The sequence below is a fragment of the Nonomuraea sp. KM90 genome (assembly GCF_052246675.1).
Taxonomy (GTDB): domain Bacteria; phylum Actinomycetota; class Actinomycetes; order Streptosporangiales; family Streptosporangiaceae; genus Nonomuraea.
Window position 1 is genome coordinate 55,539 of record NZ_JBQQCB010000021.1, and the last position, 19,734, is coordinate 75,272.

The 19,734-nt window shown below is 71.0% G+C and carries 12 protein-coding genes and 1 pseudogene; 5 read left to right on the top strand and 8 right to left on the bottom strand.

The window, feature by feature from the left end:
• Window positions 1-25 precede the first annotated feature (25 nt).
• A complete protein-coding gene (locus ACTWPW_RS22960; protein WP_443169872.1) occupies window positions 26-766 on the bottom strand; it encodes a YaaA family protein in 741 nt (246 codons plus the stop codon).
• A 277-nt stretch (window positions 767-1,043) separates the two neighbouring features.
• The gene (locus tag ACTWPW_RS22965) at window positions 1,044-1,274 is read right to left on the bottom strand and encodes a DUF7455 domain-containing protein (protein WP_349451734.1); all 231 of its coding nucleotides are present in this window, start codon (window positions 1,272-1,274) and stop codon (window positions 1,044-1,046) included.
• A 246-nt stretch (window positions 1,275-1,520) separates the two neighbouring features.
• On the opposite strand from ACTWPW_RS22965, the gene ACTWPW_RS22970 reads away from it, so the two are divergent.
• Window positions 1,521-3,587 carry a DNA gyrase/topoisomerase IV subunit B gene (locus tag ACTWPW_RS22970; RefSeq protein ID WP_375115377.1) on the top strand — a complete coding sequence of 689 codons (2,067 nt, stop codon included), beginning with the start codon at window positions 1,521-1,523 and terminating at the stop codon, window positions 3,585-3,587.
• A gap of 798 nt (window positions 3,588-4,385) precedes the next feature.
• Here ACTWPW_RS22970 and ACTWPW_RS22975 read toward each other — a convergent pair.
• The gene (locus tag ACTWPW_RS22975) at window positions 4,386-4,880 is read right to left on the bottom strand and encodes a beta-class carbonic anhydrase (protein ID WP_364113039.1); all 495 of its coding nucleotides are present in this window, start codon (window positions 4,878-4,880) and stop codon (window positions 4,386-4,388) included.
• Window positions 4,881-5,018: 138 nt separating this feature from the next.
• Between ACTWPW_RS22975 and ACTWPW_RS22980 the strand changes: the two genes are divergently transcribed.
• Window positions 5,019-5,333, top strand: a complete 315-nt coding sequence (locus tag ACTWPW_RS22980; RefSeq protein WP_364113037.1) for a hypothetical protein — start codon at window positions 5,019-5,021, stop codon at window positions 5,331-5,333.
• 608 nt (window positions 5,334-5,941) lie between these two features.
• On the opposite strand, the gene ACTWPW_RS22985 is transcribed toward ACTWPW_RS22980, so the two are convergent.
• Window positions 5,942-6,505 carry a thioredoxin family protein gene (locus tag ACTWPW_RS22985; protein ID WP_375115376.1) on the bottom strand — a complete coding sequence of 188 codons (564 nt, stop codon included), beginning with the start codon at window positions 6,503-6,505 and terminating at the stop codon, window positions 5,942-5,944.
• A 34-nt stretch (window positions 6,506-6,539) separates the two neighbouring features.
• On the opposite strand from ACTWPW_RS22985, the gene ACTWPW_RS22990 reads away from it, so the two are divergent.
• Entirely contained in the window at window positions 6,540-6,911 is a 372-nt protein-coding gene (locus ACTWPW_RS22990; protein WP_375115375.1) for a VOC family protein, read from the top strand.
• 175 nt (window positions 6,912-7,086) lie between these two features.
• On the opposite strand, the gene ACTWPW_RS22995 is transcribed toward ACTWPW_RS22990, so the two are convergent.
• Together ACTWPW_RS22995 and ACTWPW_RS23000 are read right to left on the bottom strand one after the other, a co-directional pair.
• Window positions 7,087-10,137, bottom strand: coding sequence for a glycoside hydrolase family 3 N-terminal domain-containing protein (locus ACTWPW_RS22995; RefSeq protein WP_443169873.1), 3,051 nt, complete (start codon window positions 10,135-10,137; stop codon window positions 7,087-7,089).
• Between the two features lie 107 nt (window positions 10,138-10,244).
• On the bottom strand, window positions 10,245-12,743 hold the full coding sequence (locus tag ACTWPW_RS23000) for a DNA gyrase/topoisomerase IV subunit A (protein WP_443169874.1): 2,499 nt from the start codon (window positions 12,741-12,743) through the stop codon (window positions 10,245-10,247).
• A gap of 344 nt (window positions 12,744-13,087) precedes the next feature.
• Between ACTWPW_RS23000 and ACTWPW_RS23005 the strand changes: the two genes are divergently transcribed.
• Window positions 13,088-13,909 carry a TauD/TfdA dioxygenase family protein gene (locus ACTWPW_RS23005; protein ID WP_375115372.1) on the top strand — a complete coding sequence of 274 codons (822 nt, stop codon included), beginning with the start codon at window positions 13,088-13,090 and terminating at the stop codon, window positions 13,907-13,909.
• Between the two features lie 3 nt (window positions 13,910-13,912).
• On the opposite strand, the gene ACTWPW_RS23010 is transcribed toward ACTWPW_RS23005, so the two are convergent.
• On the bottom strand, window positions 13,913-14,743 hold the full coding sequence (locus ACTWPW_RS23010; protein ID WP_375115371.1) for a hypothetical protein: 831 nt from the start codon (window positions 14,741-14,743) through the stop codon (window positions 13,913-13,915).
• 158 nt (window positions 14,744-14,901) lie between these two features.
• Here ACTWPW_RS23010 and ACTWPW_RS23015 point away from each other — a divergent pair.
• A pseudogene (locus ACTWPW_RS23015) lies at window positions 14,902-16,993 on the top strand (RecQ family ATP-dependent DNA helicase).
• Here ACTWPW_RS23015 and ACTWPW_RS23020 read toward each other — a convergent pair.
• Window positions 16,986-19,733 carry an ABC transporter substrate-binding protein gene (locus ACTWPW_RS23020; protein ID WP_443169875.1) on the bottom strand — a complete coding sequence of 916 codons (2,748 nt, stop codon included), beginning with the start codon at window positions 19,731-19,733 and terminating at the stop codon, window positions 16,986-16,988. The pseudogene ACTWPW_RS23015 and the gene ACTWPW_RS23020 sit on opposite strands and share 8 nt — an antisense overlap.
• Window position 19,734 lies beyond the last annotated feature (1 nt).

Sequence of the window (19,734 nt, forward strand, 5' to 3'; positions counted from 1 at the left end):
GCGGCGCCCGCGTGCGGAGCAGAAGCTAGTCCGTGACGTGGACGTCCAGGGCCCAGGGGCGGCGGGGGCGGGTGGGTTCGGCGAGGTCGACCGTGTAGCCCAGGCCGTCGAGGATCTTGGCCAAATCATCCGGCCCGGCCGGCTCCGCGTCCTGCCGCAGCAGCGCGCGGGCGATCTCGCCCCGGGTCGCCTTGGCCATGTGGCTGACGACCTTGCCGTCCCGGAACACCCGTACCGTCACCGAGCGCTCGCCCGGCTGCCAGGCGCCCGCGTAGGTGCTCGACCGGAGATCCACCACGAGCCCCGGAACCCGTTCCAGCTCCTTGGTGACGAGCGGACGCCAGAAGGCGGCCAGCCCGCCGAGCGCCGGCATGTTGACGCCCATCGACAGGCGGTACGGTGGGATCCGGTCTGTGATTTTGACCACACCCCAAAGTCCGGAGAAAATCACCAATCTCTCCTCCGCCCGCCTCCTGGACTCCTCGTCCAGCGTGGCCAGCCCGAGGTTGTCGTAGAGCACGCCGGTGTAGAGCTCGGCGGCGGGGAGCGTGGGGGCGGTCTTCAGCTCCGTGTTCTTGGCCAGCTCGCCCGCCAGCCCCGGGGTCAGGCCCAGTACGTCGAGGGCGTCGCGGCGCTTGGAGGCACGGACGAGCCCGTTCAGGACGCGTTTGCGGGCTTTGTCGAGGGCGGGGAAGGACAACTCGCCGACAGGCGGCCCGTTGCCTTCTGACGCCTTGCCCTCGGACGGCGGCAACAGGATCAACACAGCTCACTACCTTATTGGCCCTGGTCCGTGCCCCTTTACAGGCCCGACCGGCAGGGCCCCGCAGAAGGCCTGCGAGGCACCGTTCGCGCCTGCAGAACCCCCCGCCACTCACACCCCGTAGGCCGGAACCCCGCTCGGCGGTGCGCCGCCTGGGAGTGGCATTTCGGCCGCCGGGGCGGCGTCAGGGGGTGGATTTATGCAGAACGGCGACCCCGGACGGTGCCGGGGTCGCCGTTCTGGTCACGCAATATGTGGTTATCTCACACGACCAGCGCTGTCAGCGCTCGTCGTTGGGGGCAATTGAAGGGGTTTCGCTGAGTCGAGCCGACTCGTCCAGGATGTCGGCGCCCTTTTCACGCAACGCTGCGACGTGCTGACGCCCATGGTGAGCGCAGAACAGCAACTCCCCACCCACAGGCAGGGTTGCGCGAATGTAGGCCTGGGCGCCGCAGCGGTCGCAGCGGTCGAGGGCCGTCAGCGGCTTAACGGGGGCGAGAGCTCCAGTCACGTATCGCCTTTCGGGTCACCCCCGCCGAAGCGAGGATCTGGCGTCAGTCACTTGGAACAACATCTAACCGGACGTGGACGTTCCCAACCGCCCCCTCGCTACGCCCAGAGCAGAATGTGTCCCAAAGTAATGACGATCAGCCGGTTGGTAACGGCAAACGTGCCGCCATGGCAAGCTTGTACGCGTGCGCAAGGGAAGAACGGTAGGCTACGCACACGTGTTCGAGCCTAGACCAGGGGAGCTGGAGTGACGCTAGTGGAGGCGGGTTACACAGCTCGTCACCTGTCGGTGCTTGAGGGCCTCGAGGCCGTTCGCAAGCGCCCGGGCATGTATATCGGGTCCACCGACAGTCGCGGGCTCATGCACTGCCTCTGGGAGATCGTGGACAACGGCGTGGACGAGGCGCTGGCGGGGCACTGCGACCGGATCGAGGTCGAGCTCTACGCCGACGGCTCGATCGAGGTCCGCGACAACGGCCGGGGCATCCCTGTCGACGTCGAGCCCAAGAGCGGCCTGGCCGGGGTCGAGCTCGTCTACACCAAGCTGCACGCGGGCGGCAAGTTCGGCGGCGGCTCCTACGGCGCCTCCGGCGGGCTGCACGGCGTCGGCGCCTCCGTGGTCAACGCCCTGTCCGCGCGGGTCGACGTGGAGGTCGATCGCGACGGCCTCGTACACGAGATCAGTTTCCGCCGCGGCGTCCCGGGCGTCTTCGACGGCGAAGGGCCCACGGCCAAGTTCAAGAAGAAGTCCGGCCTGCGCCTCGGTGCCAAGCTCCCCAAGAACGTCACCGGCACCCGCGTGCGCTTCTGGGCCGACAAGCAGATCTTCCTGCCCGACGCGGAGGTCTCGCTCGACGAGATCCACGTGCGCCTGCGGCAGACCGCGTTCCTGGTGCCCGGCCTGACCCTGGCCGTCTTCGACAGCAGGCACGAGGAGCGCATCGAGGAGGAGTTCCGCTTCGACGGCGGCATCTCCGAGTTCACCGAGTTCCTGGCCCGCGACGAGGCCGTCTGCGAGGTGCTGCGCCTGCAGGGCGTGGGCCACTTCCACGAGACCGTGCCGGTCCTCGACGACCAGGGCCACATGACGCCCACCGAGGTGCAGCGCGAGCTGACCGTGGACGTGGCGGTCCGCTGGGGCAAGGGCTACGAGAACACCGTGCGCTCGTTCGTCAACGTGATCTCCACGCCCAAGGGCGGCACGCACCTGACCGGGTTCGAGCGCGGCCTCGTACGCACGATCAACGAGCTGTTGCGTGAGACCCGCCTGCTGAAGAACGGCGACGACCCGGTCACCAAGGACGACATCTCCGAGGGTCTCACCGGCGTGGTGACGGTCAGGGTGCCGGAGCCGCAGTTCGAAGGGCAGACCAAGGAGGTGCTCGGCACCTCCGCGGCCACCCGCATCGTCTCCCACGTGGTCTCGCGCGAGCTCAAGGAGCTGTTCACCAACCCGCCGCGCGGCTACAAGCAGCAGCTCCGGGCCGTGCTGGAGAAGATCGTCGCCGCCGCGAAGGCGCGCATCGCGGCCCGCGAGCACCGTGACAACCAGCGCCGCAAGAGCGCGCTGGAGAACTCCGCGCTTCCCGCCAAGCTGGTCGACTGCCGCAGCGACGCCGTCGACCGCAGCGAGCTGTTCATCGTCGAGGGAGACTCGGCGCTGGGCACGGCCAAGCTGGCCCGCGACTCGGAGTTCCAGGCGTTGCTGCCGATTCGGGGCAAGATCCTCAACGTGCAGAAGGCGTCCGTGAGCGACATGCTCAAGAACGCCGAGTGCGCCGCCATCATCCAGGTGGTCGGAGCCGGGTCGGGGCGCTCGTTCGACATCGAGGCCGCCCGCTACGGCAAGGTCATCCTCATGGCCGACGCCGACGTGGACGGCGCCCACATCCGCTGCCTGCTGCTGACCCTGTTCCACCGCTACATGCGGCCGATGGTGGAGGCCGGCCGGGTGTTCGCCGCCGTGCCGCCGCTGCACCGCATCGAGCTGACCAACCCGGGGCGGGGCAAGGAGAAGTACATCTACTGCTACTCCGACGCCGAGCTGCAGAGGGTGCTGCGCGACCTGGAACGGCGCGGCAAGCGGTGGAAGGACCCGGTGCAGCGCTACAAGGGTCTGGGTGAGATGGACGCCGATCAGCTCGCCGAGACGACGATGGACCCGCGCCACCGCATCCTGCGCCGGGTCCGGATCGAGGACGCCGAGGGTGCCGATGGCATCTTCAACCTGCTGATGGGCAGCGAGGTCGCGCCGCGGCGGGAGTTCATCGTCAACAGCGCGGCCGAAGTGGATCGCGACCACATCGACGCCTAGGTGCGGTTGCCGACGCCCTCTGCTGGGCGTGGCATGGGACTCCGGCGCGCCCGGGGTGTGGGTTGGAGCTCCAGCGGCGTGTACGCATGCGTGTGCTCGCGGAGCGGTGCCGTCTTGAGCGAGCTGGGCTGCGATGCTGTTTTGGGCGCACGTATGCCTCGGGGCCAGGCCGGGCGCCTGTTGAGTCCGGGCGCGGGCGGGGAGCCGAGGTCGCCCTCCAAGGATTCGGGCCGGGGTCGCCTCCAAGGGCTCAGGATGCTTTGGCTTGCCTTCCTGGGCTTGGTGGCCCGGGGGGCGTGGGTGCCGCGCTTGTAGGGCGCTGTGGGGCCTCTGGGGGTTGCCTACACGGGCGTGTGGGGGCGTGTGGGGCAGGAAGTACGCGCTAGGGGCGTTGTGGCAGGACGTGAGTATGGCGGAGCGGGCCTGGGGCGGCCTGAGTGCTGAGCGTGGCGGAGTGGCACTTCGTCGCGTGAGGGTGGCTGCAGCGGTCCTCCGTCCGCCGGTCAGGGTCTGGCTAAACGACCCTTGGCGGCTGAAAGCGCGGATACCGGCCAGGGTTTCCCCGGCCACGAGTGGCTCGCTGTTGGAGAACGGGTCCCGTGGCCCGGAGCTTGGGCTCGTTGGCCAGGAGCGGGTCCCATGGTCCGGAGCTGGTCAGCTGGCCACGAGTTGGCCCGTGGCCAGGGATGGGCACCGTTGCCGGGGGAGCGCCGGATGGCCTGATCGGTCCTCTCCCCGCGCCTTGATGGGGCCGGGAGTGGGCGGAGCGGCGTTGTGGGGGTGCTTCGCCCACGTTTGTCAGGCGTGGATGGGGGTCAGGCGGCCTGTGTGGACGTCGTAGATGGCGCCGGCCACCGGCATGCCCTCCGGTAGGAACGGGGTGCTGCGGATGCGCGTGAGGTCGTGCCGCAGGGCCTCGTTCTGGTCGGGGACCGTGTGGAACTCCAGGCTGCGGGTGTCCACTCCCCGCTCCTGGGTCAAGGCGTGTACGTCCGAGTCCGACACCTTGGACATCCCGCAGTCCGTGTGCGGCATGACGAGCACCCGCTCCACCCCGAGCACGTAAACGGCCAGCACCAGGGTACGCAGGACGTCGTCCGTCACCCGGGCACCGGCGTTGCGCAGGATCTTGGCGTCGCCAGGCTTCAGCCCGAGCAGCCCCAGCGGGTCGATGCGCGAATCCATGCAGGTCACGACAGCCAGCCCACGGGCCGCGCGACCGGTCAGTCCGGAGCTTCCGAACCTCTTAGCAAACTTCGCGTTGGCGGCATACAGGTCGTCGAACGCACTCATGCCACAAATAATCCCGCACGCCTCAAAGCTATTGTCAGCGGGGTGGCGAATGCCCGGACTTGGCAAACCTCCCACGAAACGGCGTCACCTTGAGTGATGATGTCGTAGCCGTATGTACGTGATCAAAGAAGGTTAGTCGTGAGTAGGTCAGAATCGCTTGCCGCGTATCTCCGTGCTCAAGCCTGGCGCCGCCTCGACCGCGTGGAGTCCAGGGACGACGGCCGCAACGCCAAGTGCGCCCTGGCGCTCCTCGACACCGCCGCCTACGCGGCCGGCCTGCCCGAGGACGACCCGCTCATCCTGATGCTGGATCAGGCGGGCTGCTTCGGTCCGCTGGGGTGCGAGGGCTTCGATCCGGGAGAGGCGGGCACCAAGCTGATCCGGCACTGGGAGGGCGGGGAGCCGCACGAACTGCTGCTGGCCCTGCCGGCGGCCATCGCCGCGTCGACCTGAGGGGCGGACACCGCCAACCGCGGGCGCCCGCCCCTCCGGGCCGACGTTGACCCACTCGTCCGGGTGGGCGACGTCCACTCGCACATTCGGGTGGGTGTCGGGAGGTGGGAGGTGACCGGTACAGCGCTGCCGGGCGCCATCAGCGCAGCGCTGTCAGGCGTCATGCGCTCGTGGACGCTCGTGGCAGGCTGCCGCCACCCCCCAACGCCCGCTGGTGGGAGTGGGGCCGTGGAGTGCTGCGCCGCCGGTGGGTGGGTGCCGGCCCGCTGGTACGTGAGGCGCCGCCACCTCCAACGCTCCTAGTGGGGGAGGGGCGCCGGGGAGGGCTGCGCCCGCCGGTGAGGAGGTGCCGGGCCGCTTGTACGTCAGGGGCCGCCGTCCCCGACGCTCGCCAGCGTGTGTGGCGCGGCCGCCACCGACGCTCACCGGCGGGGAGGTGTCGTGGAGGGCTGTGCTCGCCGGTGTGTGAGGTGTGGAGTGCTGTGCCGGGCGGCCGGCTGAGGTCGATCAGCCGGCTCCCGTCTCCAGGGGGCGTGCGTCGGAGCGAAGGTGGCGGTCTCCGTGACCGTCGTGCGTGGCCGGGCGCCACGCCCACGTCGTTGTTCGCTTCAGGCGGGTTCGTTCCCCGGCTTCCACTTGATGCTGCACCCGAGTGACGGATTCTGCTCCTCGGGAACCGGCTCCCCGTCGAGCAGGGCGTCGATGGCGGCTCGCAGCGACTCGCCGGTCACCGGTACGGAGTTGCCCGGCCGGGCGCCGTCGAACTCGCCCCGGTAGACGAGCCGGAGATGGGCGTCGTACAGGAAGAAGTCGGGCGTGCAGGCCGCCCGGTAGGCCTTGGCCACGTCCTGGGTGTCGTCCAGCAGGTACGGGAAGGTGAACCCGGCCCGGCGGGCCTGCTCCGCCAGGTGTGTGGGGTCGTCGTCGGGGTAGTTCACGCTGTCGTTGCTGCAGATGGCCGCGATCGACAACCTCGCGCCGTAGTCACCGGCCAGGGCTCCGAGACCGGATTCGATGTGCCGCACGTACGGGCAGTGGTTCGAGAGGAAGGCCACGAGGGTGGCGGGAGAGTCCTTCAGGTCTTCGAGCGAAACGCTGCCGCCGTCGATGGCGGTCAGGTCGAAGGCGGGTGCGGGAGTGCCGAGCGGAACCATGAACGAGTTGGCAGCCATGGCATCCATTGTCGTCTGAGAAGGGTGGAGATCGATGGGCGGCATCGCCGAGTTCAGGAGTGTCGTACTGGATTGCCCGGATCCCAAGGGACTGGCCGAGTTCTACTCCAACCTGCTGGGCTGGCCGGTCACGTCGGTCGAGGACGAATGGGTGGTCGTCACCGACGGCGGCCCGCCCAGGAGGCTGGCCTTCCAGCTCGCGCCCGACCACCAGCCGCCCGTGTGGCCGAGCCCCGACCGGCCGCAGCAGGTCCACCTGGACCTGCGAGTCCCCGACCTCGACGAGGCCGAGCGGCAGGCGATCAAGATCGGCGCGACCAAGCACCACCACCAGCCCAGCGAGGATGACAGCTTCCGGGTGTTCCTCGACCCGGCGGGGCACACGTTCTGTCTCTGCCGGGTCTGAAAGCCCGCCACGACTGACGCGGCGACCGGGCCGGGCGATGGGGACTGCTCCCGGCCCGGGAGGAGGGGCCGGCCCCCGAGCGGGGCCGGCCCTTCGTGCTGGCCGGGAGGGAGCCGGCCCCAGGCGAGGGCCGTTTCTGGCAGCCCTGTGAGGAGGGGCCGGCCCCTCCCGACGGTCAGCGGATCGCCTGGGCCAGCAGGTCCACCGCCTTCTTCGGGTTGCCCGCCGCGAGCTCGTGGTCGGCCGACGCCTGCAGGTCGGCACGCTTGCCGGCCTTCTGCGCCACGTCCCTGGCCACCGAGACGACGGCGTCGCCGACGGCGTACGGGTCGCTCTTCGAGCGTTCGAGCAGCGCCGCGGCTGCCCCCAGTGCCCCCAGGACCGCCCGCGGGTCGCGGACGGAGCCGTCGGCGTTCCAGAGGCGGCCGGACAGGGCGAGGGTCAGCGCCGCGGCGGCGGCCTTCGACGCGCCGTCACCGCGGGCCAGCTCGTCCCGCGCGGCCTTGAGCCGGTCGCGGGCGGGATCGGTGCGCAGGCCCCACCCGTACGGGAACAGCGGATCGTACGAGGCGTCGCCCACGTTGATCGGCAACTGCTCGACCGACCGGAACCAGGTGAACGGCAGCCGCCCGGTGTACGGCACCGCCCCGAACAGCGGGTCGGCCACCCCGTCGCCCTCGGTGCCCGGCAGCCAGGACGCCACCACGGCCTCGACGCCCGACAGGTCGCCCAGCAGCATCGGCCGCCCGGAGACCACCAGGACGGCGCACTTCATGGCCCCGCACACCTTGTCGACCGCCGCCCGGTCGGCCGCCGACAGGTCCAGCGTGCGCCCGGCACGGCCCACGTCGCCCTGCCCCTCGGCGTACGGCGTCTCGCCCACCACCACGACACCCACGTCGTGCCCGGCCAGGTCGGCGGAGGCGTCCCGGGAGTAGGTCACGGAGGCGGCGCGGGAGCGGACGGCCTGCAGGATGGTGGTCCCGGGCGTGATCGGCCCGGAGGAGCCCTGCCAGGTGATCGTCCAGCCGCCGGACTGGTTGCCGATGTCGTCGGCGTTGGAGCCGGCCACGTACACCTTGGCGTCGCCGCGCAGCGGCAGCAGGCCGCCGTCGTTCTTCAGCAGCACCTGCGACCTGGCCGCGGCGGTGCGGGCGACCGCGCGGTGCGCCGCCGAGCCGACGTCGCCGATGCGGGAGCGGTCGGCGTACGGGCGCTCGAACAGCCCCAGCCGGAACTTCTGCGTCAGGATCCTGGCCACCGCGTCGTCCACCCGCGACATCGGCACCCGCCCGGCCTCGACCTCGGCCTTGAGCGTGCCGGTGAACTGCGGGTACGCGTACGGCACCATGATCATGTCGAGCCCGGCGTTGACCGACGTGCGCACGTCGGCCGGGTAGTCGCCGGGGATCTGGTCGATGGCCTGCCAGTCGCTGATCACGAACCCCTTGAACCCGAGCCGTCCCTTCAGCGTCCCGTTGATCAGCTCGTCGTGGGCGTGCATCTTCAGCGGCCCGTCGCCGAAGTCCACGCTGGAGAACGACGGCATCACGGTGGCGACGCCACGCCCGACCGCCTCCTCGAACGGCGCCAGGTGGATCGCCGCCAGCTCCTCGCGGCTCGTCCGGGTGACGCCCTGGTCGATCGTGTAGTCGCCGGTCGTCGAGGAGCCGTACGCGGTGCCGCCGTCGCCGACGTAGTGCTTTGCGGTGGCCAGCACCCCGTTGTCCTGCAGCCCGTCGATGACCGTGGCCATCCTGGACACCAGCGCCGGGTCCTCGCCGAACGACTCGTACGCCCGCCCCCACCGGTCGTCGCGCGACACGCACAGGCACGGCGCGAAGTTCCACGGGATGCCGGTGGCCTTGACCTCCCTGGCGGTGATCTTGCCCGCCTGCTCGACCAGCGCCGGGTCGCGGGCGGCGCCCAGCCCGACGTTGTGCGGGAAGATCGTCGCCCCGACCACGTTGTTGTGGCCGTGCACCGCGTCCACGCCGTAGATCAGCGGCACCTGCAGACGCGTCTGCCGGGCCTGGAGCTGGAAGCCGTCGATCATGTCGGCCCACGCCCGCGGCGTGTTCTGCGCGGGTGTCGAGCCGCCGCCGGACAGCAGGGAGCCGAGCCGGTACGTGGCGATGTCGCTCTGCTTGGCCAGCGCCCCGCGCTCGGCCTGCGTCATCTGCCCGATCTTCTCGTCCAGCGTCATCCTGCCCAGCAGGTCGGCGACGCGCTCCCTGACGGGCTTGCGGGCGTTCAGGTACGGCAGGCCGTGGGCGTTGATCACGATGACCGGCGCCTCGGCCGGCGGCCTGGTGCCCGTGCCGGACAGCTCGATCGGGATGGTCTCGGCCACCTCGTCCTGCCCGTCGCGCAAGGTCCTGACCGTGAACGTCTTCTGCGAGCCCGAAGCCGTGCCGGCCGGGAACGTCAGCGTGCCTTGGGCGGCGGTGTAGTCGGCGCCGGGGGTCGCGGTGCCCGTGCCGGTCCGGTAGTCCACGGCCAGGTCGGCCGCGAGCGGGGCGTCGCCGGCGGTCGTGATCGTGACGCCGACCCGCACCTCGCCCTTCTCGTTCACCGGGTAGACCGGCGCGTCGGTGGACAGGCGCACCGGTCGCGGGGGCGCGGTCCCGTACAGCTGGACCTCGTCCCACGTCAGCGTGCCCGACGTGGTGGGCAGGCGCATCGCGTAGCCCCACACGGCGACCAGGTCCAGCTCGCCGTCGGTCGGCGCGCCACCGGGCTGGTAGTCGGTGCGGCGGGTGAAGCTCGCGAACGGCACCTCCACCTTCCGCCAGCCCGCCGCCTCGTCGGTGAACGACGACTCGAACAGCTCCGCGTTGCCCGGCCCGCCGCCGCCGTCCTTGAGCTCGAAGAAGATCCGCTGTCCCGAGCCGGTGCCGTTCACCCAGAAGGAGAAGCCCTCGTACGGGGACCAGTCCTGCGTGGCCGGCAGGTCATGGGACCAGCCGCCCCACTGGCTGATGGTGTAGACGGACTTGAGGACCCGGTTCGTCGCGGACGCGCCGGGCCGGTCCGCGCCGGGCTCGATCGTGAGCGTGGGGGTCGAGGCCGCGTCGTTGCCCCAGGCGTACACACCGGCGGGCACGCCGTCCGACGCGAAGTCGGTGATCGTGAGCGGTTCGGCGGCCGCCAGGGCGGGCGGGGCCACGATGAGCGAGGCGAGGAGCGTGAGGGCCACCCATAACGGGCGTCTGGCTCGGAACACGGTACCTCCATCAGGGAGAGAGCGCTCTCCCTGATGAGATCGGCGGTGGCCCGCGTTTCATAACAGGATCGCCGGGGCCGATGTGAACCATCGGCCCCGGCGCCCGGCTATTCGTCCGCCGGCGGCTGCTCCGAGGGCCCGCTCGGCAGGGCCTCTGGCCCTGAGGCCAGGGCGCCGCCGACCGCGCCGATGGTGTGCGTCAGGCGTACGCCCGACCCGTCGCGGCGGCCGACCTCCTCCGGCAGCGGCACCGGCTTGCCCACCGCCGAGACCGCCTTGGCGGGCGCCGGGCCGGCCCAGGCCAGCAGCAGCTCGTCCTCACCCTTGAGGAAGCGCTGGGCCCGCACCCCGCCCGTGGCGCGCCCCTTGGCGGGGAACTCGGCATAGTCGGACACCTTGCCGCCGCCCACCTGCGTGCCGGGCAGCGCCGTGGAGGAGCCCGCGACGGTGACGACCACCGAGGGCAGCGCGGGATCCACCACGCCGAACCAGATCACCTTGGCCCCGTCGTCGAGCCGGATGCCGGCCATGCCGCCGGCCGGGCGGCCCTGCGGCCGCACCAGCGCGGCCTGGTAGCGCAGCATCTGGGCGTCGGAGGAGATGAACACCAGGTCGTGGGATTCGGACACCAGCTCGACGGCGCCCACCACGCTGTCGCCGTCCTTCAACGTGATCACTTCGAAGTCGTCGCGGTTGGCCGGATAGTCGGGCACCACCCGTTTCACCACGCCCTGCGCCGTGCCGAGGGCCAGCCCGGGGCCATCCGGATCGAGGGAGCCGAGGCCGACCACCTTCTCGTCGGGCTGCAGCGACACGTATTCGGACACCGGGTGCCCGCCCGACAGCGACGGCGGGTTGGCCGAGGGCGGCAGCGTCGGCAGGTCGACGACCTGGACGCGGATCAGCCGGCCCAGCGACGTGACCACGCCGACCTCCCCGCGTACGGACGTGCGTACGACGCTGACCAGCACGTCGTGCGCCGAACGCTCGCCCTCACCGGCCAGCGGCGTGGCGTCGGAGGTGCGCGCCAGCAGGCCGGTCGAGGACAGCATGGCCAGGCACGGGTCGTCGGCCACCTGCAGCGACACGACCGGGGTGCGGGTGACGCCGGGCGCCTCCAGCAGGACCGTGCGGCGCGGCGTGCCGTATTTCTTCGCCACGTCGGCCAGCTCGCCCGAGACCACGCCCCGCAGCTTCGTCTCCGAGGACAGGATCTCCGTCAGCTTGGCGATCTCGTCGGTGAGCGTCTCCTTCTCCCGATCGAGCTCGAGCTTGTCGTATCGGGTCAGGCGGCGCAGCGGCGTCTCGAGGATGTAGGCGGCCTGGATGTCGGTCAGGCTGAACACGTCCATCAACCGCGTCCGCGCCTGCGCCGAGTCGTCGGAGGAGCGGATGACCTGGATGACCTCGTCGATGTTGAGCAACGCGATGATCAGGCCGTCGACGAGGTGGAGGCGCTCCTCGCGCTTGCGGCGCCGGAACTCCGACCGGCGGCGCACGACCTCGATCCGGTGGTCGACGTAGACCTGGAGCATCTCGCGCAGGCCGAGCGTGCGCGGCTCGCCGTCGACCAGGGCGACGTTGTTGATGCCGAACGTCTCCTCCATCGGCGTCAGCCGGTAGAGCTCCTCGAGGACCGCCTCGGGGATGAAGCCGTTCTTGATCTCGATGACCAGCCGCAGGCCCTTGTGCCGGTCGGTGAGGTCCTTGAGGTCGGCGATGCCCTGGAGCTTCTTGCTGGTCACCAGCTCCTTGATCTTGGTGACCACGCGTTCGGGACCCACGTTGTAGGGCAGCTCGGTGACGATGATGCCCTTGCGGCGCGGCGTGATCTGCTCGACCACGCACTTGGCCCGCATGCGGAACGTGCCACGCCCGGTCTCGTAGGCGTCGCGCACACCCTGCAGCCCGATGATCATGCCGCCCGTCGGCAGGTCGGGACCCGGCACGAACCTCATCAGCTCGTCGAGCGTCGCGTCCGGCTTCTTGATCAGGTGCCGGGCGGCGGCCACGACCTCGGTGAGGTTGTGCGGGGCCATGTTGGTGGCCATGCCGACCGCGATGCCGCTGGTGCCGTTGACCAGCAGGTTGGGGAACGCCGACGGCATGACCGTGGGCTCGGTCTCCTGGCCGTCGTAGTTGGGCTTGAAGTTGACGGTGTCCTCGTCGAGCGACTCCACCATCAACATCGCCGCCGGGGCCAGCCTGGCCTCGGTGTAACGCATGGCGGCCGGCAGGTCGTCGGGCGAGCCGAAGTTGCCGTGCCCGTCGACCAGCGGCAGGCGCATCGAGAACGGCTGCGCCAGGCGCACGAGGGCGTCGTAGATGGCGCTGTCACCGTGGGGGTGCAGCTTGCCCATGACGTCGCCGACGACGCGGGAGGACTTGACGTGCCCCCGCTCGGGGCGCAGGCCCATCTCGCTCATCGAGTAGAGGATGCGCCGCTGCACCGGCTTGAGACCGTCACGAGCGTCGGGCAGCGCCCGCTGGTAGATCACTGAGTATGCGTACTCGAGGTAGCTCGCGCGCATCTCGGAGGAGACGTCGATATCGACGATCCGCTCCTCGAAGTCGTCAGGTGGGGGTGCAGTCGTGCGTCGGGCCATCTTGTGCTGCGCGGCTGCCTCGGCCGTCGCGCCGAGGGGAAGCGCATCCTCCTTCTGCTCTTGTGCTTTAACCGTAGCCGTCAGCCCGCTGGAGAAGCGTCAGATCGGCGTGCGAGGCGTCGACGTAACCCGGGCGCCCCTGGAGATGATGACACGAGCCGCGTCTCCTGTGGCGTATCGATGGCGTTGATCACGTCTCGCCTCCTGCGGGCTCCAGAGCCCCGATGCTACTCGATGTCCGCCACTTATCGCAGACATGTTCGATCCGGCGGAACGGCCTTGACCAAGCAATTGCTTGGGTCGTACGTTCGGGTCGAGGGTTCCCACCTGGATACGGAGGCGTCATGATCGAGTTCCATCCCGTGACCAAGCACATCGGCGCCGAGGTCACCGGGGTCGATCTGCGCAAGCCGCTGTCGCAGGAGGAGGTCGCGACCCTGCGGGCGGGGTGGCTCGAGCACCTCGTCCTCTTCTTCCGCGACCAGCCCATCGACGACGAGCAGCACCTGCAGTTCGCCCTGAACTTCGGCACGCTGAACCACCCCGCCTTCAAGAAGGACGCCACCAGCCCCATCCACGTGCTCGACCAGACCTCGCCCAAGGGGGAGGGTGGCGACGAGTGGCACAGCGACAACACCTTCGAGCCGACCCCGCCGATGGGCTCGCTGCTGCGCTGCATGCAGCTCCCGAGCGTGGGCGGGGACACCTGCTGGGCGAACACGTACCTGGCGTACGAGACGCTCTCGCCGCCGATCCAGCGCCTGTGCGACGAGCTGACCGCCGTGCACGACATCACGATGTCGATGAAGAAGGCGATCTCGAAGGGGCACCCGTTCGACCTGGCGGAGATCCAGGCCAAGTGGCCGCCGATCGAGCGCCCGGTGGTACGCGTGCACGCCGAGACCGGCCGCAAGGCGCTCTTCGTCAACCGGGCCTCCACCACCCGCCTCGTCGGGCTGAGCGACCGGGAGAACGAGGCGCTGCTGCCGTACCTGATCGACCACATCCGCTCCCCGGAGTTCCAGCTCCGCCTGCGCTGGCGGCCCGGCACCCTGGCCTTCTGGGACAACCGGCCGACGCAGCACTACGCGGTGGCCGACTACACCGAGCGCCGGCGCATGCACCGCGTCACCATCAACGCCTTCCCGGAGCACGCCGACCAGTGACTTTCACAGCCTGAAGTAGGCCCAGGCGATCCACGCGCAGATCAGGAACGTCAGGGCCTCCACGCCGTACGCGATGTTGCGTCCGGTAGGGCCGAAGAGCACGAAGGCGGCGGCCGCCATCGTGCAGCCCACGGTGAGCAGCAGGTCGACCAGGCCCAGGACGATCGCCAGCGCCAGGCGGACCAGGAACCACAGGAACCCGAGGCCGAACCAGCTGGTCATGGTGGAGTCGTCGTACGCCCACCGGGACAGCGCCATGGGCGAGTAGAAGGAGCCGTCCCAGTACGCCTGCCACCGGTCGCCGATGGTCGAGCCGCGCTCCTGGACGACGGGCTGGGCGCCCTTGAACTCGATGGTCTGGACGCTGCCGTCCGTCACGTCGATGAGCACCTGCCGGTCGACGACCTGGATCACGGCCGTGCCGTTGACCACGGCCGTGAACTGGCCGGAGCCGCTCTTGACCTTGTAGATGTGGTCGAATCCGGCGATCTCCGGATGGTCGGCGCTCCCGAGGCCGTCGCGGATGATGACGTAGAGGGAGTCGGCCTCCTTGTCGGGCAGGCTGTACTCGGCCCCGATGGAGAAGACCCCGATCGGGGTGACGAGCGAGGTCTCTCCCGCGAGCTTCACCTCGCCGTTGGCCCATTCGAGCTTCACCGGCAGGAAGGCCGGGTGGTACGACGCCTTGACGTTGGTGCCCGCACAGCCCGCCGTGGCCAGGACCATGGCCGCCAGGAGCACCCGGGCGAAGATTCGTAAACGGTCGACTGCGTTGCTCTCCCGGCGGCGCGCGTTCGTCGCCGGGGCTACCGGCGCGCTGGCCAGCCCCGTCATCAGCCCTCCTGCGGGCGGCGATCCGGTGGTGTGTCTGCTCCAACGTCCCGTCGAACCCCACAGTTCCGGAGAATGGGCACCCGGTATGGGCACAGCGGGCGCATTCCGTCGGCCGGAGCTGGTAACAAGGAGGCATGATTGACGCCCCCGATGCCGCGATGCTGCGTGAAGAGGCCGAGGAGCGCCTGCGGGCGCTGGCGGGCGAGCACGCCGTGCTCCGAGAAGACCAGTGGGCCGCCATCGAGGCGCTCGTGGTCGACCGCCGCAGGGTGCTCGTCGTGCAGCGCACCGGCTGGGGCAAGTCGGCCGTCTACTTCGTGGCCACCTCGCTGCTGCGCGAGCTCGGCGAGGGCCCCACGGTCATCGTCTCGCCGCTGCTGGCCCTCATGCGCAACCAGATCGCCGCCGCCGAGCGCGCGGGCATCCGAGCCGTCACGATCAACTCCGCCAACCCGGAGGCGTGGGAGGAGATCTACGGTCAGGTCGCCGACGGCATGGTCGACGTGCTGCTGGTCAGCCCCGAGCGGCTCAACAACCCCGACTTCCGCGACAACGTCCTGCCCGAGCTGGCCGAGAGCGCCGGGCTCGTGGTGGTCGACGAGGCCCACTGCATCTCCGACTGGGGCCACGACTTCAGGCCCGACTACCGCAGGCTGTCCACGCTGTTCGCGGACCTGCCGCCGGGCATCCCCGTCCTGGCCACCACCGCCACCGCCAACGCCCGCGTCACCCGCGACGTGGCCGAGCAGCTCCGCCTGCCCGCCGAGCTGCGGCCCGACGGCGACGACACGCTCGTCCTGCGCGGGCCGCTGGAGCGCGAGAGCCTGCACCTGAGCGTCGTCCGCCTGCCCACCGCCGAGCAGCGCCTGGCCTGGCTGGCCCAGACGCTGCGCGAGCTGCCCGGCTCCGGCATCGTCTACACCCTGACCGTGGCCGCCGCCCACGAGATCTCCGGCTACCTGCGCGAGCAGGGGCTGGAGGTGGCCGCCTACTCCGGCCAGACCGAGCCCGGCCGAGCGGCTGGCGGCCGAGGACGCGCTGCTCAACAACAAGATCAAGGCGCTGGTGGCCACGAGCGCGCTCGGGATGGGGTTCGACAAGCCCGACCTGGGGTTCGTGGTGCACGTCGGGGCGCCGCAGTCGCCGGTCGCCTACTACCAGCAGGTCGGCCGGGCCGGGCGCGGGGTCGAGCGGGCCAAGGTGATCCTGCTGCCCGGCGTCGAAGACCGCGACATCTGGGCCTACTTCGCCTCGCTGGCCTTCCCGCCCGAGCCCGTCGTCCGCACCACGCTCCAGACCCTGGAGGAGCGCGGCCTCATGTCCACCCCGGCCCTCGAGAGCGCCGTCGACCTGAGCCGCAGCCGCCTGGAGATGATGCTCAAGGTGCTCGACGTGGACGGCGCCGTCCGCCGGGTGAAGGGCGGCTGGGAGGCCACCGGGGAGCCGTGGGCGTACGACGGCGAGCGCTACTCCCGCATCGCCGCCGAGCGCCGGGCGGAGCAGGACGCCATGCTCGCCTACCTGACGACGACCGAGTGCCGCGAGCAGTTCCTGCGCAGGCACCTCGACGACGACAGCGCCACGCCGTGCGGGCGCTGCGACAACTGCACCGGGCGGCACCGCTCGCCCGAGATCGGCGCGCAGGCCGTGGAGAGCGCGCGCGAGCGGCTGAGCAGGCCCGGTGTGGAGATCGAGGCCCGCAAGCAGTGGCCGACCGGCCTGTCCGACCTGTCCGGGCGGATCAAGCCCGAGCTGGGCGCCGAGCCGGGCCGGGCGCTCGGGCGGCTGACCGACATCGGGTGGGGCAACCGGCTGCGGGAGCTGTTCGCCCGCGAGGACGGGCCGATGGCCGACGACATGTTCGCGGCCGTGATCAAGGTCCTGTCGGCGTGGGACTGGCGCGAGCGCCCGGTCGCGGTGGTCAGCGTGCCGTCCGCGACCCGGCCCAAGCTGGTGCGCGGCTTCGCCGAGCGGCTGGCACAGGTCGGGCGGCTGTCCTACCTGGGTGAGCTGGGCTACCGCGCGGGCTCGCCCGGGCAGCAGTTCAACAGCGCAAAGCGGGTGCAGGCGATCAGGGGCACGCTGGCCATGCCGAAGGACCTGGGCGCCGCCATCGCCGAGTGCGGCGGGCCCGTCCTGCTCGTGGACGACCGCGTCGACACGGGGTGGACGATGACGCTGGGCGCGGCCCTCGTCCGCCACGCCGGCGCGCCGGCCGTGCTCCCGCTGGCCCTGGCGACCGTCAGCTGACGCCCATGGTGAGCAGGTCGTAGTCCCCGTACACCGGGCTCACGTGGACGTTCGCGGCGTTCCGGCCGCGCAGCAGCAGCGGCACCTGCCAGGCCATCGGCACGAGCACGTGCTCGTCGGCCAGCGACCGTTCGACCCGAGACCACAGCTCGGCCCGCTCGGAGCCGTTCAGCTCCTTCCTGGCCTGGTCGATGAGGTCGTCGATGCTCCGGACGCGGACGCTCACGTTGATCGAGTACGACTCCTCGTTGATCTGCCTGCTGTCCGCCACCAGCGACAGGAACGACTCGGGGTCGGGCCAGTCCGGGGACCAGCCCTTGGCGATCAGCCCAGTCCCGTGCTCCTTGAGGTAGTCGGGGCTGCCGCCCTTCTTCTCGTGGAACTCGGCGATGGGGACGCGCTCCAGGCTGACGTCGATGCCAACCTCGGCCAGGGCCTTCTGCACGGCCTCGGCGGCGCGGGCCTCGGCGGGCAGGTCGCGGTGGACGTATTTGGCCTTGAATCCGTTCGGCTGCCCGCACCTGACCAGCGACTGCCGGGCGGCCCGCGGGTCGCCCTCCGGGTGGAGGTCCGGGTCGGCGTGGCGGCGGCCGCTGATCGTGGGCGGCAGCAGCGACGTGGGCACGGGCGCCTGCCCGACGCCGTACGCCAGGCGCAGCGCGCTCAGGTCGAGCGCCTGGACGACCGCCCGGCGGCAGTCCGGCCTGTCGAACGGCGGGATCTCCGGGTTGATCGCCAGGAGCCGGACGCCGGTGGTGACGGGCGCGTCGGCCCGCGCCTTGAGCGCCGGGTCGGCGAGCAGCCCCGGCACGTCGTCCCCCGCGACGCTCGGGCCGACGTCGGCGGTGCCGTCCCGGAGCCGCCGGTCGGCGTCCTCCGGGGGGACGCCGTACTCGAGCTCGTACGAGTCGGGGAGCGGTCGCCGGTTGGGGTCGGTCGCGGCGGACCAGTGCTCGTTGCGCGCCAGGACGACCTTGTTGTCCGTCACGCTCTCCAGCCGGTACGGGCCCGAGGCGAGGACGCTCTTGCCGTACCGGGCCCCCGTGTCCTTGGTCGCGGGCACCGGGACCGTCTCGGGGAGCTGCACGACCTGGTCGAACGTGGAGTACGGGGCCTTCAGACGGAAGATGATCGTGCGGTCGTCGGGCGTCTCGACGGCCGCGTCGGTGGACACCCTGGGCGACTTGTAGGCCCCCTGGTAGCCGGTGGGGAGGTCGAGCAGGAGGTCCAGATGGGCGGAGCCGTTGGCGAAGTCGGGGTCCATGCTGCGCAGCACGGCGTGCTTGACGTCCTTGGCCAGGATCGGGGAGCCATCCTGATATTTCAGGCCGTCTCGTAGTTTGTAGGTCCACGTCTTGCCGCCATCGCTCGGCACGCCCAGCGACTCCGCCAGATCCGGCACGATCTGCGTGCCGGCGGCCCCGGGCACCGGCTTGAACATCGTCAGCGACCGGCCGTAGAGCCGCACCATGTTCAGCGAGTGGGGAGCGTACATGTTGCCGGGGTCGGTGGACTCCAGGGTGGAGGCCGAGACGACGCGCAGCGTGCCGCCGGTCTTCGTGGAGGGGTTCGCGACGTTCTCCACGGCCGCCCCGAACGCCGCCGGCGACGGTGCGGCGGAGGCGGCCGTCCCGCCCGTCCCGCCCGGCTGGTCCGCCTGGCGGACCAGCCAGATGGCGGCGGTCACCGCCAGGGTGGTGACCGCCGCGCCGATGGGGATCAGCGCCTTGCGGACCCGCCGGAGCGGCGTGGTGGCGGCAACCGGCGGGGGCGGCTCCGTGCCCCCAGCCGTGCCCCCAGCCGTGCCCCCAGCCGTGCCCCCAGCCGGGCCCCCAGCCGGGTGACCGGCCGGGCCTTCCCTCGGGCGCCCGGCCGGACCCCCGGCCGGATGCGGCGACGGCCGGAGGGGGACCGGCGGGGGAGTCTGGGCGGCGGGTGCGGTGGTGCCGGCCCGGATGAGGTCCCGGACCAGCTGCTCGGCCGTCGGCCGGCGCCGGGCGTCCTTGGACAGGCAGGCCCACAGCAGCGGGGCCAGCTCCCCGGGCACCTTGGACAGATCCGGATCCAGGTTGAGGATCCGGTGCATCACCACCGGCAGCGCCCCGACCCCGAACGCCGCCCGCCCCGTGGCCGCGAACACCATCGTCCCCGCCCACGCGAACACGTCGCTCGCCGGAGCGGCCTCCCCGAGGAACTGCTCGGGCGCCATGAAGGCGGGCGTCCCGACGATCCCGGTCGTCATGCTGTGGCTGGCGTCCAGCGCCCGCGCGATGCCGAAGTCGATCACCCGGGGCCCGTCGGGGCCCAGCAGCACGTTGCTCGGCTTGAAGTCCCGGTGCACCACCCCGGCCCCGTGGATGGCGACCAGCGCGGTGGCCGTGGTGACCGCCAGCCGCATCAAAGCCGGCCCGCGCACCGGCCCTTCCGTGGTGACGTGGTGCTGCAGCGAGGGCCCGTCGACGTACTCGCCCACGATGTACGGCTGGTCGTGCACGGTCCCGACCTCGAGCACCCGTGCGGTGCAGAACTCCGCCACCCGCCGGGCCGCCTCGGCCTCGCGCCGGAAGCGGCGTACCTCGGTCGCGTCACCGGCGAACCTGGCGTGCAGCAGCTTGATCGCGACCCGCTCGCCGGACGGCGAGACACCGAGGTAGACACTGCCCTGGCCGCCCTCGCCGAGAAATCCGGTGATCTCGTAGGAGCCGACCGATGGGGGATCGCCCGGCCGTAAGGGACGCACG